Source organism: Streptomyces sp. NBC_00846 (genome assembly GCF_045207325.1).
GTDB lineage: Bacteria > Actinomycetota > Actinomycetes > Streptomycetales > Streptomycetaceae > Streptomyces.
The window spans coordinates 5,280,597-5,298,909 of the sequence record NZ_CP108846.1 but is presented as its reverse complement, the minus strand read 5'-3'; the positions used below and the strand labels follow the sequence as shown (position 1 = coordinate 5,298,909).

The following is an 18,313-nucleotide window of genomic DNA, read 5'->3' as shown; positions in this document are numbered from 1 at the left end:
GTTGATCTGTCACCATTCCCCGGGGGACCGTTCACCGGTGAACGGTACTCGTTGGAGAGTTGCGACCAGGGGACGGATGGGACCGCGCAGTGCGGGGCTACGAACGCCAGGAGAGCCACCGAGCTGACGACGACCATCTCTCGCGGTTCGAAGCCGAGATGGACCGGCTGAAGACCAACCGGGAGAAGGCCGTCCAGCACGCCGAGGACCTCGGTTACCAGGTCGAGGTCTTGCGCGCCAAGCTGCACGAGGCTCGGCGCAATCTCGCGACCCGTCCCGCCTACGACAGCGCGGACATCGGCTACCAGGCCGAGCAGATGCTCCGTAATGCCCAGATCCAGGCCGAGCAGTTGCGGACGGACGCCGAGCGGGAACTCCGTGACGCCCGTGCGCAGACGCAGCGGATCCTGCAGGAGCACGCCGAGCACCAGGCGCGGCTCCAGGCCGAGCTGCACAACGAGGCCGTGCAGCGGCGCCAGCAGCTCGACCAGGAGCTGGCCGAGCGCCGCCAGACCGTCGAGTCCCACGTCAACGAGAACGTCGCCTGGGCCGAGCAGCTCCGCGCCAGGACGGAGTCCCAGGCCCGCCGGCTGCTGGAGGAGTCCCGTACCGAGGCCGAGCAGTCCCTGACGGCGGCGCGCGCCGAGGCGGGGCGGCTGGCGGAGGAGACCCGGCAGCGGCTCGGTTCCGAAGCGGAGTCGGCCCGTGCCGAGGCCGAGGCGATCCTGCTGCGTGCCCGCAAGGACGCCGAGCGGCTGCTGAACGCCGCCTCCAGCCAGGCGCAGGAGGCCACCAGCCACGCCGAGCAGCTGCGGACGTCGACGACGGCGGAGACCCAGCAGACCCGGCAGCGGACCACCGAGCTGAACCGGGCCGCCGAGCAGCGCATGCAGGAGGCCGAGACCCAGCTGCGCGAGGCCCGGCTGGAGGCCGAGAAGGTCACCGCGGAGGCGAAGGAGGCCGCCGTCAAGCGGCTGGCCGCCGCCGAGTCGCAGAACGAGCAGCGCACCCGTACGGCCAGGTCGGAGATCGCCCGGCTGGTCGGCGAGGCCACCAAGGGCGCCGAGACCCTCAAGGCGGAGGCCGAACAGGCCCTCGCCGATGCCCGTGCCGAGGCGGACCGGCTGAAGTCCGAGGCGTCCGAGCAGGCCCGCACGGCGGCCGCCGAGGATGCCGCTGCCCAGCTCGCCAAGGCCGCCAGGGCCGCCGAGGAGGTGCTGACCAAGGCGTCCGAGGACGCGAAGTCCACCACCAGGGCGGCGAGCGAGGAGGCCGACCGGATCCGCCGCGAGGCGGAGGCCGAGGCGGACCGGCTGCGCGGCGAGGCCGCCGAGCAGGCCGATCAGCTCAAGGGCGCGGCCAAGGACGACACCAAGGAGTACCGGGCCAAGACGGTCGAGCTGCAGGAGGAGGCGCGCAGGCTGCGCGGCGAGGCCGAGCAGCTGCGCTCCGAGGCGGTCGCCGAGGGCGAGCGGATCCGCGGCGAGGCCCGGCGCGAGGCCGTCCAGCAGATCGAGGAGGGCGCGAAGACCGCCGAGGAGCTGCTCGCCAAGGCGAAGGCGGACGCCGAGGAGCTGCGCGGCACCGCGGGCGCGGAGAGCGAGCGGGTCCGCAGCGACGCGGCCGAGCGGGCCGGCGCGCTGCGCAAGCAGGCCGAGGAGGCCCTGGAGCGGGCCCGTGCCGAGGCCGAGCAGCTGCGTACGGAGTCCGAGGAGCAGGCCCGGTCCACCACCGTCGCGGCCGAGGAGGCGGCGGCGGGCCTGCGCGAGGACACCGAGCGTGCGGTCGCGGCCCGGCAGGCGGAGGCAGCCGAGGAGCTGACCCGGCTGCACACCGAGGCCGAGGCCAGGGTCACCACCGCCGAGCAGGAGCTCACGGACGCGCGCGCCGAGGCGGAGCGCATCCGGCGCGAGACGACCGAGGAGTCCGAGCGGCTGCGCGCGGAGGCCGCCGAGCGGCTGCGGGCGCTGCGGGAGCAGGCGGAGACCGAGGCGGAACGGCTGCGCGACGAGGCCGCGGCGGATGCGTCGCAGTCGCGTGCGGAGGGCGAGTCCACCGCCGTACGGCTGCGCGGCGAGGCGGCCGCCGAGGCGGAGCGGCTCAAGTCCGAGGCGCAGGAGAGCGCCGACCGGCTGCGCGGCGAGGCCGCTGCCGCCGCGGAGCGGGTGGGCACGGAGGCCGCCGAGGCGCTGGCCGCCGCGCAGGAGGAGGCGAACCGGCGCCGCCGGGAGGCCGAGGAGACCCTCGACGCCGCGCGTACCGAGGCGAACCAGGAGCGCGAGCGGGCCCGCGAGCGGAGCGAGGAGCTGCTCGCCTCAGCCCGCAAGCGGGTCGAGGAGGCACAGGCCGAGGCGCACCGCCTGGTCGAGGAGGCGGACAGCCGGGCGACGGAGCTGGTCTCCACGGCCGAGCAGACCGCCCAGCAGGTACGGGATTCGGTCAGCGGGCTGCAGGAGCAGGCCGAGGCGGAGATCGCCGGGCTGCGTTCCACCGCCGAGCATGTCGCGGAGCGGACGAAGTCCGAGGCGCAGGAGGAGGCGGACCGGCTCCGCGCCGACGCGCACGCCGAGCGCGAGCGGGCGGGCGAGGACGCGAACCGGATCCGCCGGGAGGCTCAGGAGGAGTCCGAGGCCGCGAAGGCGATGGCCGAGCGGACCGTCTCGGACGCGATCGCGGAGTCGGAGCGGCTGCGGGCGGACACCGCGGAGTACAGCCAGCGGATGCGTACCGAGGCCTCCGACTCGCTGGCCTCGGCCGAGCAGGACGCGGCGCGCAGCCGGGCCGAGGCCCGCGAGGACGCCAACCGCATGCGTTCCGACGCCGCGGCCCAGGCCGACCGGCTGATCGGCGAGGCGACGAGCGAGGCCGAGCGGGTCCGTACGGAGTCGACGCAGCAGGCCACCCGGCTCGTCGACGAGGCGACACAGCAGGCGAACGGGCTGGTCGACGAGGCGACGCAGCAGGCGAACGGGCTGGTCGACGAGGCGACGCAGCAGGCGGCCCGGGCGACGGACGAGGCCGCGGACGAGGCGGAGCGGCTGCGCGGCGAGGCGGCGGCCACCGTCGGTTCGGCGCAGGAGCACGCGGCCCGTACCCGCGAGGAGGCGGAGCGGGTGCGCACCGAGGCGGAGGCGGCGGCCGAGCTGATGCGCACTCAGGCCCGCGAGGAGGCGGACCTGCTGCTGGACGAGGCGCGGGAAGCCGCGGCGAAGCGCCGTGCCGATGCCGCCGAGCAGGCGGACCAGCTGATGAACAAGGCGCAGGAGGAGGCGCTGCGCGCCGCCACCGAGGCCGAGGAGCAGGCCGACACGATGGTCGGCGTGGCGCGCAAGGAGGCCGTGCGGATCACCTCGGAGGCGACCGTCGAGGGCAACTCCCTGGTGGAGCACGCCCGTACGGACGCGGACGAGCTGCTGGTCGGCGCGCGCCGGGACGCCACGGCCATCCGGGAGCGGGCCGAGGAGCTCAGGGCCCGGATCGAGAGCGAGATCGAGGAGCTGCACGACCGGGCCCGACGGGAGACGTCCGAGCAGATGAGGACGGCGGGCGAGCGCGTCGACAACCTGATGAAGGCGGCGACCGAACAGCGCGACGAGGCGGCGGCCAAGGCCAAGGAGCTGCTGGCGGACGCGAATTCGGAGGCGAGCAAGGTCCGGATCGCGGCGGTGAAGCGGGCCGAGTCGCTGCTGAAGGAGGCCGAGCAGAAGAAGGCCACACTGGTCCGCGAGGCCGAGAAGCTGCGGGCCGACGCCGAGACCGAGGCGAAGCGCACGGTGGACGAGGGCAAGCGCGAACTCGATCTGCTGGTGCGCCGGCGCGCGGACATCAACACCGAGATCTCCCGTGTCCAGGACGTGTTGGAAGCCCTGGAGTCGTTCGAGACACCGGCCGCCGGCGGCAAGGGCGGCGCTTCCAACGGCGGCGTCAAGGCCGGGGCCTCGGCGGGTACGCGTTCGAGTGGCAAGTCGTCCGATGGGTAGTCGCCCCGTCATCTCCCGTGCTTCGTCAGGAGCGTTCAACTCTCCGAGTGGCAAGAGTTACGGTGGGTCAGCCACTCGAAAGGGGTGTCATTCTCCAGATCAAAAGGGCATCCGCTCGATGACACGCCGTCCGCACCCCTAGGATTCCCCCTAACACCTCACCGGTCTCATTCGACAGGAACCCCATGAGCGACCCTTCCTCCCCCTTCGGCTTCGAGCTCGTGCGACGTGGATACGACCGCGGTCAGGTGGATGACCGCATTACCAAGCTCGTCGCCGACCGTGACAGCGCCCTCGGCCGCATCACGTCTCTGGAAAAGCGCATCGAGGAGCTCCACCTCGAAACGCAGAACGCCCAGGCCCAGGTGAACGACGCGGAGCCGTCGTACGCCGGTCTCGGCGCCCGTGTGGAGAAGATTCTCCGCCTGGCCGAGGAGGAGGCGAAGGACCTGCGTGAGGAGGCCCGTCGCGCCGCCGAGCAGCACCGTGAGCTCGCCGAGTCGGCCGCTCAGCAGGTGCGCAACGACGCCGAGTCGTTCGCCTCCGACCGCAAGGCGAAGGCCGAGGACGAGGGCGTCCGGATCGTCGAGAAGGCCAAGGGCGAGGCGGGCACGCTGCGTGCCGACGCCCAGAAGGACGCCGCGCAGAAGCGTGAGGAGGCGGACGCCCTCTTCGAGGAGACCCGCGCCAAGGCCGCCCAGGCCGCTGCGGACTTCGAGACCAACCTGGCCAAGCGCCGCGACCAGTCGGAGCGCGACCTCGCGTCCCGTCAGGCCAAGGCCGAGAAGCGCCTCGCCGAGATCGAGCACCGCGCCGAGCAGCTCCGCCTGGAGGCCGAGAAGCTCCGTACGGACGCCGAGCGCCGGGCCCGTCAGACGGTGGAGACGGCACAGCGCCAGTCCGAGGACATCGTCGCCGACGCGAACGCGAAGGCCGACCGGATCCGCAGCGAGTCGGAGCGCGAGCTCGCGGCGCTCACCAACCGCCGCGACTCGATCAACGCCCAGCTGACCAACGTCCGCGAGATGCTGGCGACGCTGACCGGTGCCGCGGTGGCCGCCGCCGGCACCCCCGCCGACGACGAGCCGGTCACCCGCGGCGTTCCGGCTCAGCAGACCCGCTGACCCCGGAGTACCGCAGTCGTACGGTCCTTGCGACCCTCGCGCGCCCGGTTCCGCCTTTGTGGTGGCGCCGGGCGCGCGGCCGTTCTAGCGTGAACGCATGATCGAGCTTGATGGCCTCACCAAGCGCTTTGGCAACAAGGTTGCCGTCGACCGGCTCTCGTGCCGCGTCAGACCCGGAATGGTGACGGGCTTTCTGGGGCCCAACGGGGCAGGCAAGTCCACGACGATGCGGATGATGCTCGACCTCGACAACCCGACCAGCGGTTCGGTGCGCATCGACGGCAAGCACTACCGCGACCTTGAGGAACCCCTCAAATACATCGGTGCGCTGCTGGACGCCAAGTCGATGCACGGCGGACGCAGCGCGTACAACAACCTGCTCTGCCTCGCCCAGAGCAATCGCATCCCGCAGAGCCGGGTCGCGGAGGTCCTGGACACCGTCGGCCTGACCGCGGTGGCGAAGAAGAAGTCGAAGGGTTTCTCGCTCGGCATGGGCCAGCGGCTCGGCATCGCGGCCGCACTGCTCGGCGACCCGCAGGTGCTGCTCTTCGACGAGCCGGTCAACGGTCTGGACCCCGAGGGCATCCACTGGATCCGTAATCTGATGAAGGCACTCGCCGCGGAAGGCCGGACGATCTTCGTCTCCTCGCATCTGATGAGCGAAATGGCGCTCACGGCGGACCACTTGATCGTGATCGGTCAGGGCAAGCTGCTCGCCGACACCTCGATGGCCGACTTCATCCATCAGAACTCCCGTAGTTACGTACGGCTGCGCTCCCCGCAGCAGGAGCGGCTGCGCGATGTGCTGCACCAGGAGGGGCTCGTCGTGGTCGAGACGGGGAACGGCACGCTGGAGATCGACGGCGCCACCACCGAGGCGCTGGGTGAGCTCGCCGCCCGGCATCAGCTCGTGCTGCACGAGCTGAGTTCCCAGCGGGCCTCCCTGGAGGAAGCGTTCATGCAGATGACGGCGGATTCGGTGGAGTACCACGCACACTCCGAGCTCGCCGAGGCGCCACCTCCCGTGGGCCCGCACTGGGACGATCCGTACAGTCGGCAGACGCCCTCCGGCACCGGGAAGGAGGCGTGACGACGATGGCATCGGTACCCGCGGTCCTGACCTCCGAGTGGACCAAGATCCGTACGGTCTCGTCGACCGTCTGGACCCTGATCTCCGCGTTCGTCGTCACCGTCGCGATGAGCGCGGCGCTCTGTGCCCTGATGAACGCCCAGTTCAGCGAACTGCCCGATGCGGAGCGGGCCACCTTCGACCCGACTCTCATCAGCTTCTCCGGCATGGTCCTCGGCCAGCTGGCCATGGTCGTCTTCGGTGTGCTCGTGGTCGGTACGGAGTACAGCTCGGGCATGATCCGCACCTCGCTGGCGGCCGTACCGCAGCGTGGTTCGTTCCTCTTCAGCAAGATCACGGTGGCCGGTGTGCTGGCCCTGGTGGTGGGCATCGTCACCAGCTTCGTCTCGTTCTTCCTCGGGCAGGCTCTCCTCGGCGATCACCACACGGACATCGGCGCCGAGAACGTCCTGCGCGCGGTCGTCGGCGGTGGCATCTACATGGGTCTCATCGGGATCTTCTCCATGGGTGTGGCGACGATGCTGCGCAGTTCCATGCTGTCGCTCGGCATCCTGATGCCGTTCTTCTTCCTGGTCTCACAGATCCTGTCGGCGGTCCCGGGCGCGAAGAAGGTCGCCCGATACTTCCCCGACCAGGCCGGGTCCAAGATCATGCAGGTGGTTCCGGACGCCATGAACAGCAATCCCGCTCCGTACGGTCCGTGGGGCGGGCTGGGCATTCTGCTCGCCTGGGTGGTGGCCGCGCTGGCCGGCGGCTATCTCGTACTGAAGAAGCGCGACGCGTGAGCGAAGGGCGGGGCGTGTGACCGGAGCACTCCGGGAGCGCGCGTCCCGCTACCGGAAGCGCCCCGTCCGCTCCGACGCGGGGATGCGCTCGCACAACGGCTTGGCCGGAACCGTCAAGGCCTGGATATCCTCCTAACTCTTACGGGGGTGTGCGGCCGGACGGCCCGGGCCCCGACGACAGACAGAAGTCGATGGGGCTGGAGCATGATCGAGGCAGTCGGCCTGACCAAGCGCTACGGTGCGAAGACGGCCGTGCACAACCTTTCCTTCCAGGTGCGGCCGGGCGCCGTCACCGGATTCCTCGGTCCCAACGGGTCGGGCAAGTCCACCACCATGCGCATGATGCTGGGCCTGGACCGCCCGACTTCCGGTCATGTCACGATCGGCGGCCACCCCTTCCGCAGCCTGCCGAACGCCCCGCGTCAGGTGGGTGCGCTGCTGGACGCGAAGGCGGTGCACGGCGGCCGCAGCGCCCGTAACCACCTCCTCTCGCTCGCCCAGCTCGCCGGTATCCCGGCTGCCCGGGTCGACGAGGTGCTCGGCGTCGTCGGTCTGCACGACGTCGCGCGCAAGCGGTCCAAGGGCTTCTCGCTCGGCATGGGCCAGCGGCTCGGCATCGCCGCCGCGCTGCTCGGCGACCCGCAGGTGCTGCTCTTCGACGAGCCGGTCAACGGCCTCGACCCCGAGGGCATCCTCTGGGTCCGCAATCTGATGAAGATGCTGGCGTCGGAGGGCCGTACGGTCTTCGTCTCCAGCCATCTGATGAGTGAGATGGCGCTCACCGCCGACCATCTGATCGTGATCGGCCGCGGGCAGCTGCTCGCCGACATGAGTGTCAAGGAGTTCATCTCCGCCAACTCGGCCGACTTCGCCCGGGTGCGTGTCGCGGACGGTGTGCGGGAGCAGCGGGAGAAGCTGACCGCCGCGCTCACCGAGGCGGGCGGCCAGGTGATGCCGGAACCGGACGGGGGCCTGCGGGTCACCGGTCTGCAGTTGCCCCGGATCAGCGATCTGGCCCACGAGTCGGACGTACGGCTGTGGGAGCTCTCGCCGCACCAGGCCTCGCTGGAGGAGGCGTACATGCGGATGACGCAGGGCGCCGTGGACTACCGCTCGACGGCGGACCAGAAGGTGGGGCTGCAGCAGCCGGTGCCCGGCGGGTACGGCGGGCCGCCCGGCTACCAGCCGCAGCCGGTGCCGGAGGTGCCGCAGCAGGGCTGGTACGCCCCACCGCCGCCCGGACAGAACCCGTACACGGCGGCTCCGGTCGCTCCGGTCGCACCCGCCCCGGCAGCACCCGCCGCAGACCCCGCAGACCTGACCAAGAGCGAGACCAGCGAGGACGCCCGATGACGACACCGCCGCCCCCGCAGGCGCCGTACCAGCAGGCCCCCGCTCCCGCCGATGCCCCGCAGCAGAACTGGCAGGACGCCTCGGCCGGGCTCTACGCCTCACCGATCCCGCTGCGCGCCGCCACCCTCGGTGACGCGCTCGCCTCCGAGTGGACCAAGATCCGTTCGGTGCGCTCCACGATGTGGACGCTCGGCATCATGATCGTGCTGATCCTCGGTCTCGGCGTGGCGACAGCGGTCCTGCTCAGCGTGACCGACGCGAACACAGAAAGCGTCCCGAAGCTGAGCTTCGGCTTCTTCGGCGTGCTCCTGGGCTCGATCTGCGTGATCACGCTCGGCGTGATGACCATCGCCTCCGAGTACGGCACGGGCCTGATCCGTCCGACGCTCACGGCCTGCCCCAGCCGTGCCCGGGTGCTCACCGCCAAGGCGACCGTCTTCTTCCTGCTCACCTTCACGATCACGACCGTGGTGACCACGGCGGTCGCCGCGCTGCATTCGGCCATGCTGGACGGCAGTGCGCCCGCAGGCGACGAGTGGCTGCGCGCCACGGTCGGCGTCGGCCTCTACATGGCGACGCTGGGGCTGCTCTCGCTGGCGATCGGTGCGCTCATCCGGCATTCCGCGGGTGCGATCACGGTCATGATCGGGGTGGTGCTGCTGCCGCTCGTGCTGGCCCTGTTCATGTTCACGAAGGCGCTGGCCGGCCTGCAGCAGGCGCTCTTCGAGTACTCGATCCCCAGCCAGCTCAGTGCCTTCTACGACACCTCGGTCACCGGTTCGGGACCGTCCGGCTGGGACCCGCTGTGGATCATGCTCGGGGTGACCGCCGTGGCCATGCTCGGCGCGTACATCACGCTGGAGAACCGCGACGTCTGACCGCTTCCCGGGCCGGCCGGTGGCCGAGCTCAGTGGCGAGGCGCGTTCCTGGACCGCTGCACCTGTGTGGTGCGGCGGTCCTTCGCGTTCCAGCAGGCCTTGTGCCAGTGCCTGCGGTCGTCGATCCCGCCGTACTCGGACCAGGCCACCAGGTGCGGAACGCCGGACGAGATCTCCTGGTCGCAGCCGGGGCAGCGGTAGCGCTTGCCGGCCGCGCTCGCGCCGCTGACGGGGCGTACCGTCCACTCCTCGCCCCGCCACTCCTCGGTGCGCCCCCCACCGCCGTACCGGGCCCCCGGATCCGCTGTGCTGTCGTGGGGACTCTCGCCGCCTCGGGGGCGGTTGCGGCGCGGGGACACGTGACACCTCACAAGGCAGGCCGGGCAGTTCCGTCCAGCGTAGGGCCATTCGGCCGAGTCCCGAATCCCGCACCGCGTGGAGCGGCGCCCCGGACGGGGTGAGTTACCGGAAAATCGCAACAGCTCGCTGGTGGACCGTGCCTTTGGCACGTGTCGGACGTTGTTGCGGGTAGGGGGAGCCCGCGTCGGCCGCAAGGAGGCAATTGGCGATGCGTGTGGGAACGTTCGTACTGGCAGCCCAGTTTCCCGGACAGGGGCCGGCTGAAGCGCTGCACCGCGCGATCCGGTCCACCGAGGTCGCGGAGGAATCCGGCCTCGACTCGGTCTGGCTGGCGGAACATCATTTCGTGCCGTACGGGGTCTGCCCGTCCGCCGTCACGCTGGCCGCGCTGCTGCTCGGCCGCACCCGGAGAATCCGGGTGGGTACGGCGGTGAGCGTGCTGCCGACCCAGCATCCGGTCGCGCTCGGCGAACAGGCCGCGCTGCTCCACCTCACCAGCGGCAGCAGATTCACGCTCGGCGTCGGCCGGGGCGGCCCCTGGGTGGATCTGGAGGTGTTCGGCGGGGGCCTGGAGGCGTACGAGAAGGGCTTCCCGGAGTCCTTGGAGCTGCTGCTGGACTGGCTGACCGCGCCCCGCGTCGCGGGCAACGGGAGGCGCTACGGCTTCCGCGAGGTGGCGGTGGTCCCCCGGGCCGACGAACTGCTCGGCCAGGACGGCGGCGAGAGCCAGGGCGGCCCCGAGGTGGTCGTCGCGTGCACCTCGCCGAAGACGGTCCGGCTCGCCGCACAGAACGGTCTGCCGATGCTGCTCGGGATGCACTGCGGGGACGAGGAGAAGGCCGAGATGGTCGCTCTGTGGCGCTCCGCCGCGCTCGCCGCGGGACGCTCGCCCGAGAGCGTCCGGGAAGCCGGACATGTGTCCGCAGGGGTGGCCCAGATCGCCGACCGCGCCGAGGACGCCGTGGAGACGCTCGTGAAGACGATGCCCGGCTGGCTGCGGCAGGGCCTGGACGCCCATGTGACGGTCGACGGCCGGCACCGGGTGATGCGCGACCCGGTCGCCTATACGGAGCTGCTGTGCGGCCTTCATCCGGTGGGCCCGCCCCGGTTCGCCGCCGACCGGCTCGCCGCCACCGCCGAGCGGACAGGCATCACCCGCTTCGCGCTCCTGGTGGAGGGTTCGGGAGATCTGGCGGCCACGGAGGAGAACGTAACGCGGCTGGGCACCGAAGTGCTGCCGCTGCTCACATGACACATCGTCGGAGCCGAGGGTGCTGCCGCCCCGGAGCCAGTTGCACCTCCCGCGGCCCGGAGCGGCAGCAGAAGCGTTTAGCAGTCCCGTAGTTCGGGCGACTGATTGAGCAACTGGCCCCTCACCGAGGTGAATCGGGCCAGCCGTTCGTCGACCGAGGCATCCAGCGGGAACACCGCGACGCGGTGGCAGTTCTGGAATGCCAGACGCACCCCGAAGTGCCGCTGCAGAGCGCCGCGTATCGCATCACTCGCAAGCGCGCGCAGCAGCTGACCACGTGCCTGCTCGTCCGGCGGGGGCGTCTGGTTGTCGGCGAATTCTCCGCCGTCGACCTTCAGCTGAGCCACCAGGGAGCTGATCATCTCCCATGCGTAGGGCAGGGAGGTCCGGACGCAGTCGACGAAGTCGGCTTCGTCGACCTCGCCTCGCTCGGCCTGTTCCAACAGCGCCGGTGAGACGTCGAGCGACATGGGTTCTCCTCTCGCGACCCCGACGATGGGCCGGGGCCTTACGGGCAGGGAAGGAGGACGGCGACGCAGCGTGCACACACGGCGACCTCCTGCTTACACGGTAAGGGCGCAGTCCTGGCCGCACCAGGAGATTGGGAACACAACCGGCCAATAACGAAGGGGAGCAAAGAGGGGCAAGACCGAAAGCCATCGGTCCGGAGATCGGCGGCGGAAGGGGGAGAATCGCGTGGAGCACCCGTCGTCGAGTAGCGTTGCCGACCATGCGTCTCGTCATCGCCCGCTGCTCCGTGGACTACGCCGGCCGGCTCACGGCCCACCTGCCCTCCGCTCCCCGTCTGATCCTGGTGAAGGCGGACGGGAGCGTGTCGATCCACGCCGACGACAGGGCGTACAAACCCCTGAACTGGATGTCACCGCCCTGCACCCTCAAGGAGGGCAAGGACGACACCGCGGGCATCTGGACCGTGGTGAACAAAGCGGGCGAGAAACTGATCATCACGATGGAGGAAATCCTCCATGACTCGTCCCATGAGCTGGGTGTCGACCCGGGTCTCATCAAGGACGGCGTCGAAGCACATCTGCAGGAACTGCTCGCTGACCGGATCGAGACACTCGGCGAGGGCTACACCCTGATCCGGCGTGAGTACTTCACCGCGATCGGACCGGTCGACATCCTGTGCCGCGACGCCGACGGGCAGACCGTGGCCGTGGAGCTGAAGCGGCGCGGCGACATCGACGGTGTGGAGCAGCTGACCCGCTACCTGGAACTGCTCAACCGCGATCCCCATCTCGCCCCTGTGAAGGGCGTCTTCGCGGCGCAGGAGATCAAGCCGCAGGCGCGGGTACTGGCGACGGACCGCGGGATCGGCTGCGTGGTCCTCGACTACGACGCGCTGCGCGGCATCGAGGACGACAAGCTGCGGCTGTTCTGAGACCTCCTCCGATCGCCCTCAAAAGACCCTCGACCGCCCTCCGAACTTCGTCGCCGAACTTCGTCGCCGGACTTCGTCGCCGAAATTCTTCTCCGAGCCTCTCCTCCGAGCCTCTCCTCCGAGCCTCGTCCCCGAACTTCTTCGAACGCCGGACGTGTACGTCACGTCCGGCGTTCGGCGTCCACGGGGCGGTTCAGACCACGATGGGGCTGCTGTCCCCACTCGCTGCCGCCGCCGGTGACGACGACGTCAGCGATGGCCCGCTCGCCGAATCGGACGTGTCGGGCTCGGTCGGCTCGGGCTCGGTCGCCGTCTCCGTCGGGCTCGGGGAGTTGGTGTCCGAGGGGCTCGGGGACGGGCTGCTCGGCTTCGTCGGCGTGGGCTTCGTCGGGCTGGGCGACCTGCTCGGCCCGGTCGGCGGCTGCGACGACGGCTGGCCGCTGGACGGTGCCGCCGACGACGGGGTGTCGCCCGGTTCCGCCGAGCCACCGGACGGCGTACCGCTTGCGCTCGGCGTGACCTCGCTGTCCGAGGGGCCCGGCGTCACCGCGACGCCGCTGGACGCCGGGCCCGCGGGGGCCGAACCATCCGTCGGCCCGTCCGCCGGGGCCTCGTTGCCGCTGTCGTCCTGGCTCACCGAATCCTCGCTCGTGCCCCCCGGATTCCCCTGCGCATCGCCGCCGGAGTTCAGCCCCAGCGCCACCACCGTGCCGAGCACACCGGCCAGGAGCACGCCCGCGCCCACCGCGACGGGATTGCGACGGGCCTTGCCCAGCAACGCCGGGCGGCCTCCCCGCGCACCTCCGGCGGCCGAGGGGGCGCTCTGCCGGGCCATCACCGCGGTGGCCTCCTCGTACGGCCGCGACAGCGTCTGCGTCACGCCTGTCGTCGGACCGACGGGCGGCCGCACCGGCTCGTCCGGCCACGGGACCGGCGCCTCATCGCCCATCGGCGCGAGAACGTCCGGCAGCGAGCCGCCGGAACGGTCCGCGACCAGGGCGAGCGCGCGCCGCCCGGCCACCGCACCGGACTTGTCGGCGAGCGCCCCGCGCATGCTGATCGAGGTCTCCAGCTCCGCCCTGGCCCGGTCCGGATTGCCGGTGCAGAGCGCGAGAACACCCAACTCGTGGTGGAAATACGCCTCTTCGGCGACCTCTCCGGCGATCCTGGCCGCCTCCTGACCGAGCCGCAGGACCCTCTCCCAGGCGCCCCAGTGCAGTCCGGCGGCGAGGGCGGGGGAGGCGCTGCGGGCCAGCAGCACGGCCGCGCTGGTCTGCCCCGCCCCCTCGCCGGGGACAAGCTGCGCCATGGCCGCGACGATGGCGTCGGCCTCGGCGGTCACCCGCGCGGGGGTGACCGAGGGGTGACCGGCCCACCAGGCGTAGTGCTGGACCGCCGTCCGGGCCCGGTCGGTGCTGTCCCCGTCGTATCCGGCGGCCGCCAGCTGGGCGGCGACTCCTGCGGCCAGCCGGTAGCGGGGGCCGGCCGGGGAGAGCAGTCCGCAGCCGGCCAGCTCACCGAGCGCGGCGTCGGCGTGGGTGTCCCCCACGAGCGCCGGCAGATGCGCCTGGTGCGGCACCTCGCCGCCGAGTGCGACCGCGAAGCGCAGGGTGTCGCGGGCGGCCCCGCTCAGCCGCGAGGCGAGCAGCGCGGCGGGCGCCGCGCCCTCGCCGAGGCTGGGCAGCGGTATGTGGACGCCGTCGATGTCCTCGTCGTGCCCGAAGGGCGCCTCGGTGGACCGGAGGTCGAGGCCGTCGTACGCCTCGGGGTCGGTGCGCAGCATGTCGCGCTGGCGCAGCAGGGCGCCCGCCTGGACGAAGCGCAGCGGCAGCCCCTCCGACTCGAACCAGAGGTCTCCCGCCCAGTTCGCCTCCTCGTCGGTGAGCGCTCGCTCGACGACGTTCTCCAGCAGCTCGAGCGAGGAGCCGCGCCCGAGGCCCGCGAGGACGACCTCTTCGAGGTGCGAGTCGCCGGTGGGTGCGGCAACGTCCGGAGTCGTCGCGAACAGGAAGGCGCACTCGGGCGTGGCGTCGAGCAGCTCCTCCAGGGCGGCCCCGCCGAATTCCAGGTCGTCGAGTACGACGACGGCGCCGATGGTCCGGACGCTGTCGAGGAGACCTGCGCGGTCGGGCCGGTGCAGCGGCGCCTCGTACACGGCCTCGAAGAGCCCGTACAGCAGGTCGGTGGCGGTCCGCTTGTGGCCGCAGAGCCGTACGACCCCGTCCGGCGCGAGGTCCGCGCAGTCGGCGGCGACAGCGTCCAGCAGTGCCGTACGGCCGGATCCGGCCGGTCCGATGAGCCGCACCGAGTGGCCGCGGGCCAGCAGGCGCGCCAGCCGTTCGCGTTCTTCCGCGCGCTCCAGGAGGGGCAGTTGCGGGGCGGGCGGCCCCGCAGGCACGGGCGGCGCGGTGGCGCGTTCGCGGTCGGTACGCTCGGCCGCGGTGCGCCGGGCCGGTGGGTCGGGCTGCTCCCCCGGCGGGCACAGCTCGACCTCGCTGCCGTCGACCGGATTGACGGTGAGGAGGTAGTCGCCCGATATGAGCCGTACGACACGCGCCTGCTGCGGCGTCTGCTGACCGAAATCCGGCGCGACGGGGCCTCCCCTGCTGCCCGAACGGGGCTGAGAGCTCGGGGACACGTCGCCGGACGGCCGGCGCCGGCCGTCCGGCGTGCCGAAGCCGTCGTTGTCCCGGCCGTACTCTTCCGGTCCCCGGTGTGTCGGGTCCATCGCCAAAGCCCCCAGACGCGTAGCGCACGATTGCCCCTCCCGGCCTCGCACGCCCTGCTGTCGCTTCTGGTCCGGTGTCCGCCCGGTGGGTTCCGTCAATCGGCGGACGGCCGAACCCTAGACCGTCGCACGGTGTACCCGCACAGTCGGGGGGCCACACCGCCCGAAGCGCACGTTCTCGTGCGGAATGTGCGCCCTCGGTCGCGCCGCGCGACCGGGCCGGACCGGCCCTACACGCGGGGCAGGGAGTCCGCGGCGATCCCGCCTTCGATGGCCAGGATGCGGTGCAGTCGGGTCGCCACCAGCAGGCGCTGCATCTGCGGCGGCACACCGCGGAGCACCAGCCGTCGTCCGGCCCGGCCGGCCCGGCGGTGTGCGCCCATGATGACGCCGAGTCCGGTGGCGTCCCAGGAATCCAGCTCGGTCAGGTCGAGCACCAGGTCGCCGACTCCGTCGTCGAGGGCCGAGTGCAGGACCGTACGGGCGTCCGCCGCGCTTCGGACATCGAGGCGGCCCCCGACGACCAACTCGGCGTGGTCGCCCCTGATGTGCATATGCGCTCCCCGGGATTACTCCGTTGCAAGGTTCGTCTGTCTGTTCTGTCTCTTCCACAACTGACTGCGGCAGCGACAGGGAAGTTGCCGTCTGTAAGCGAACCGATACCGGATTCACTCCGTTGAGTGACCGAGGCCCGGCACGGACCCGTGCGGATCCGCTGATTCCGGGTAACTCCCCCCGGTCTCCGGGCCTGATCGACGGCAGATCAGGCAAACCGGTGGACCGAAAACGATCAGTACGTGTAGAAGCCCTGCCCGCTCTTGCGGCCGATGTCACCAGCATCCACCATCCGGCGCATCAGCTCCGGTGCGGCGAACTTCTCGTCCTGCGACTCGGTGTAGATGTTGCTCGTCGCGTGCAGCAGGATGTCGACGCCGGTCAGGTCCGCGGTGGCCAGGGGCCCCATGGCGTGGCCGAAGCCCAGCTTGCAGGCGGTGTCGATGTCCTCGGCCGAGGCGACGCCGGACTCGTACAGCTTGGCGGCCTCGACGACGAGCGCCGAGATCAGCCGGGTGGTGACGAAGCCGGCCACATCGCGGTTCACGACGATGCAGGTCTTGCCGACGGACTCGGCGAACTCCCGTGCGGTGGCGAGGGTTTCGTCGCTGGTCTTGTAGCCGCGTACGAGTTCGCAGAGCTGCATCATGGGGACCGGTGAGAAGAAGTGCACACCGACGACCCGCTCGGGGCGCTCCGTCACGGCCGCGATCTTCGTGATCGGGATGGCGGAGGTGTTGGAGGCGAGCACGGCGTCGTCCCGGACGATCTTGTCGAGGGCCCGGAAGATCTCGTGCTTGACCTCCAGCTTCTCGAAGACGGCCTCGACGACGACATCCGCGTCGGCGACCGCGTCGAGGTCGGTGGTGGTGGTGATGCGGGCGAGCGCGGCATCGGCGTCGGCCGCCGCCAGCTTCCCCTTGGAGACGAACTTGTCGTACGAGGCCTTGATGCCGTCGCGTCCACGGGTCAGGGCCTCGTCGGTGACATCCCGCAGCACGACGTCCCAGCCCGCCTGGGCGGAGACCTGCGCGATGCCGGATCCCATGAGTCCGGCTCCGATGACGGCGAGCTTCCTGGCCACGTGTACACCCCTCGGTTTCTGTTCGCCTCTGCGGCTGGTCGCCGCACGGCCGGTCCTGCCCCTTGTTCACATGCTCTCCGGCGGAGATTAGTACCCGCGAGGGGTCCTGGGGCGGTGAAGAGATGCGCGTCACGTCTCACATGACGGACATCACACCGGGACACGTCATTCAGCAGCGCGCCGGGCGCAGTTGAGGACCTTCTCGCACCGTGAGCGTCCTCCGCCGGGCCGGTGCGCGACCGGTGCCCCTCCCCGCAGGCGTTGCCCCGTCGCGTCACTAGGCTGGCGGCATGGTCAATCTGACACGTATCTACACCCGCACCGGCGATCAGGGCACCACCGCCCTCGGCGACATGAGCCGGACCGCCAAGACCGATCTGCGCATCTCCGCGTACGCCGACACCAATGAGGCCAATGCCGTCATCGGTACCGCGATCGCGCTCGGGCAGCTCTCCGAGGACGTCGTGAAGGTTCTCGTCCGCGTGCAGAACGACCTGTTCGACGTGGGCGCGGATCTGTCGACGCCGGTCGTCGAGAACCCGAAATACCCGCCGCTGCGGGTCGAGCAGAGTTACGTCGACAAGCTGGAGGCGGACTGCGACCACTTCCTCGAACAGCTGGAGAAGCTGCGCAGCTTCATCCTGCCGGGCGGTACGCCAGGGGCGGCGCTGCTGCACCAGGCGTGCACCGTGGTCCGGCGGGCCGAGCGGTCCACGTGGGCGGCGCTGGAGGTGCACGGCGAGGTGATGAACGCGCTGACGGCGACGTATCTCAACCGGCTCTCCGACCTGCTGTTCATCCTCGCGAGGACGGCGAACAAGGAGGTCGGCGACGTGCTGTGGGTGCCGGGCGGCGAGCGATAGCCGGAGGCGAGCGGTAGCCGACGGCGCCGGACGGGTGCGGTAGCCGACGGCGCCGGACGGGTGCGGTAGCCGACGGCGCCGGACGGGTGCGGTAGCCGACGGCGCCGGACGGGTGCGGTAGCCGACGGCGCCGGACGAGTGCGGTAGCCGACGGCGCCGGACGAGTGCGGTAGCCGACGGCGCCGGACGGGTGCGGTCCACGCCCGGCCGGCCACTCAGCGGCCGGCCGGCTCCCGTTTCGGGAACACCGTGTAGCCCCCCGCGATGACCACGTTGATCCCGATCACGAACAGCATCGTCTGCTGCCACGCCTGGAGCGACGACACGTCCCCGTCGCCGCCCACGTACCAGACCGCGGCCTGGAGCAGCACCAGTGCGACCACGGCCGTGACCGTCCAGCGCGCCGCGACCCGCCACTCGTGGACCGCCCGGGCCATTCCGTACTTCGGCGGCTTCACCGGCGGCGGGCCGCCCGCGAAACGGTGGGCGACCCGGGCGTCCACCCAGCGGATCGTGGAGTGGCCGAGCCCCACCGTGAAACCGATGTAGACCGCGGCGAGCCCGTGTTTCCAGTCGGGCTCGGCCCCGTTCTTCAGGTCGATGGCCGTGACCACCAGCAGTACGACCTCCAGCAGCGGCTCGCACAGCAGCACGGCCGCGCCCAGGCGCGGCTTCTTCGCCGGGTACCGCAGCGCGAGCCCCACGGCCAGCAGCACCCAGAAGGCGACTTCGCAGAGCACGATCAGCGTGACGATCACGGCACTTCTCCTTCCCGTTGCCTCCAGTCTTCCGGCCGAGGTGCCCGGAATCGTCGTCGGCAGTGACGAACCGCGGCTGCATCCTTCGATGTACTCGGGCC

Annotated in this window: 15 protein-coding genes; 9 read left to right on the top strand and 6 right to left on the bottom strand. The window is 71.2% G+C overall.

Annotated elements, in window-relative coordinates:
- The first annotated feature begins 89 nt into the window (after positions 1-89).
- The 6 genes from scy (at position 90) to OG936_RS24490 (ending at position 9,210) form a co-directional block, all read left to right on the top strand.
- Positions 90-3,980, top strand: coding sequence for a polarized growth protein Scy (gene scy / locus OG936_RS24515; RefSeq protein ID WP_406497462.1), 3,891 nt, complete (start codon positions 90-92; stop codon positions 3,978-3,980).
- Positions 3,981-4,165: 185 nt separating this feature from the next.
- Positions 4,166-5,104 carry a cellulose-binding protein gene (locus tag OG936_RS24510; RefSeq protein ID WP_383750982.1) on the top strand — a complete coding sequence of 313 codons (939 nt, stop codon included), beginning with the start codon at positions 4,166-4,168 and terminating at the stop codon, positions 5,102-5,104.
- Positions 5,105-5,201: 97 nt separating this feature from the next.
- Positions 5,202-6,194 (top strand): ABC transporter ATP-binding protein, encoded by a 993-nt coding sequence (locus tag OG936_RS24505; RefSeq protein ID WP_406497460.1) that lies wholly within the window; start codon positions 5,202-5,204, stop codon positions 6,192-6,194.
- A 5-nt stretch (positions 6,195-6,199) separates the two neighbouring features.
- Complete coding sequence (locus OG936_RS24500; RefSeq protein WP_406497459.1) at positions 6,200-6,979, top strand: ABC transporter permease subunit; 780 nt, start codon at positions 6,200-6,202, stop codon at positions 6,977-6,979.
- 204 nt (positions 6,980-7,183) lie between these two features.
- Complete coding sequence (locus tag OG936_RS24495) at positions 7,184-8,332, top strand: ABC transporter ATP-binding protein (protein WP_406497457.1); 1,149 nt, start codon at positions 7,184-7,186, stop codon at positions 8,330-8,332.
- Positions 8,329-9,210, top strand: a complete 882-nt coding sequence (locus OG936_RS24490; protein WP_406497455.1) for an ABC transporter permease subunit — start codon at positions 8,329-8,331, stop codon at positions 9,208-9,210. The genes OG936_RS24495 and OG936_RS24490 overlap by 4 nt, the downstream gene beginning before the upstream one ends.
- A 29-nt stretch (positions 9,211-9,239) precedes the next feature.
- On the opposite strand, the gene OG936_RS24485 is transcribed toward OG936_RS24490, so the two are convergent.
- Positions 9,240-9,569 (bottom strand): ATP/GTP-binding protein, encoded by a 330-nt coding sequence (locus OG936_RS24485; RefSeq protein WP_406497453.1) that lies wholly within the window; start codon positions 9,567-9,569, stop codon positions 9,240-9,242.
- Positions 9,570-9,778: 209 nt separating this feature from the next.
- Between OG936_RS24485 and OG936_RS24480 the strand changes: the two genes are divergently transcribed.
- Entirely contained in the window at positions 9,779-10,822 is a 1,044-nt protein-coding gene (locus tag OG936_RS24480) for an LLM class flavin-dependent oxidoreductase (RefSeq protein WP_406497451.1), read from the top strand.
- A gap of 77 nt (positions 10,823-10,899) precedes the next feature.
- On the opposite strand, the gene OG936_RS24475 is transcribed toward OG936_RS24480, so the two are convergent.
- Positions 10,900-11,292, bottom strand: a complete 393-nt coding sequence (locus tag OG936_RS24475) for an SCO5389 family protein (protein ID WP_030971516.1) — start codon at positions 11,290-11,292, stop codon at positions 10,900-10,902.
- Between the two features lie 260 nt (positions 11,293-11,552).
- Between OG936_RS24475 and nucS the strand changes: the two genes are divergently transcribed.
- Positions 11,553-12,224 (top strand): endonuclease NucS, encoded by a 672-nt coding sequence (gene nucS, locus OG936_RS24470; protein WP_406497450.1) that lies wholly within the window; start codon positions 11,553-11,555, stop codon positions 12,222-12,224.
- Positions 12,225-12,417: 193 nt separating this feature from the next.
- Here nucS and OG936_RS24465 read toward each other — a convergent pair whose 3' ends face one another.
- The 3 genes from OG936_RS24465 to OG936_RS24455 all read right to left on the bottom strand — a co-directional run bounded on the left by OG936_RS24465 (position 12,418) and on the right by OG936_RS24455 (position 16,591).
- Positions 12,418-14,952 carry an ATP-binding protein gene (locus tag OG936_RS24465; RefSeq protein WP_406497448.1) on the bottom strand — a complete coding sequence of 845 codons (2,535 nt, stop codon included), beginning with the start codon at positions 14,950-14,952 and terminating at the stop codon, positions 12,418-12,420.
- 230 nt (positions 14,953-15,182) lie between these two features.
- Positions 15,183-15,506, bottom strand: a complete 324-nt coding sequence (locus OG936_RS24460) for an STAS domain-containing protein (RefSeq protein ID WP_250967584.1) — start codon at positions 15,504-15,506, stop codon at positions 15,183-15,185.
- 236 nt (positions 15,507-15,742) lie between these two features.
- Positions 15,743-16,591 (bottom strand): 3-hydroxyacyl-CoA dehydrogenase family protein, encoded by an 849-nt coding sequence (locus OG936_RS24455; protein WP_266748607.1) that lies wholly within the window; start codon positions 16,589-16,591, stop codon positions 15,743-15,745.
- A 290-nt stretch (positions 16,592-16,881) separates the two neighbouring features.
- On the opposite strand from OG936_RS24455, the gene OG936_RS24450 reads away from it, so the two are divergent.
- Positions 16,882-17,454, top strand: coding sequence for a cob(I)yrinic acid a,c-diamide adenosyltransferase (locus OG936_RS24450; RefSeq protein ID WP_266748606.1), 573 nt, complete (start codon positions 16,882-16,884; stop codon positions 17,452-17,454).
- Positions 17,455-17,669: 215 nt separating this feature from the next.
- Here the strand turns inward: OG936_RS24450 and OG936_RS24445 are convergent, their stop codons facing one another.
- A complete protein-coding gene (locus tag OG936_RS24445) occupies positions 17,670-18,212 on the bottom strand; it encodes a hypothetical protein (protein WP_406497446.1) in 543 nt (180 codons plus the stop codon).
- Positions 18,213-18,313: the final 101 nt, after the last annotated feature.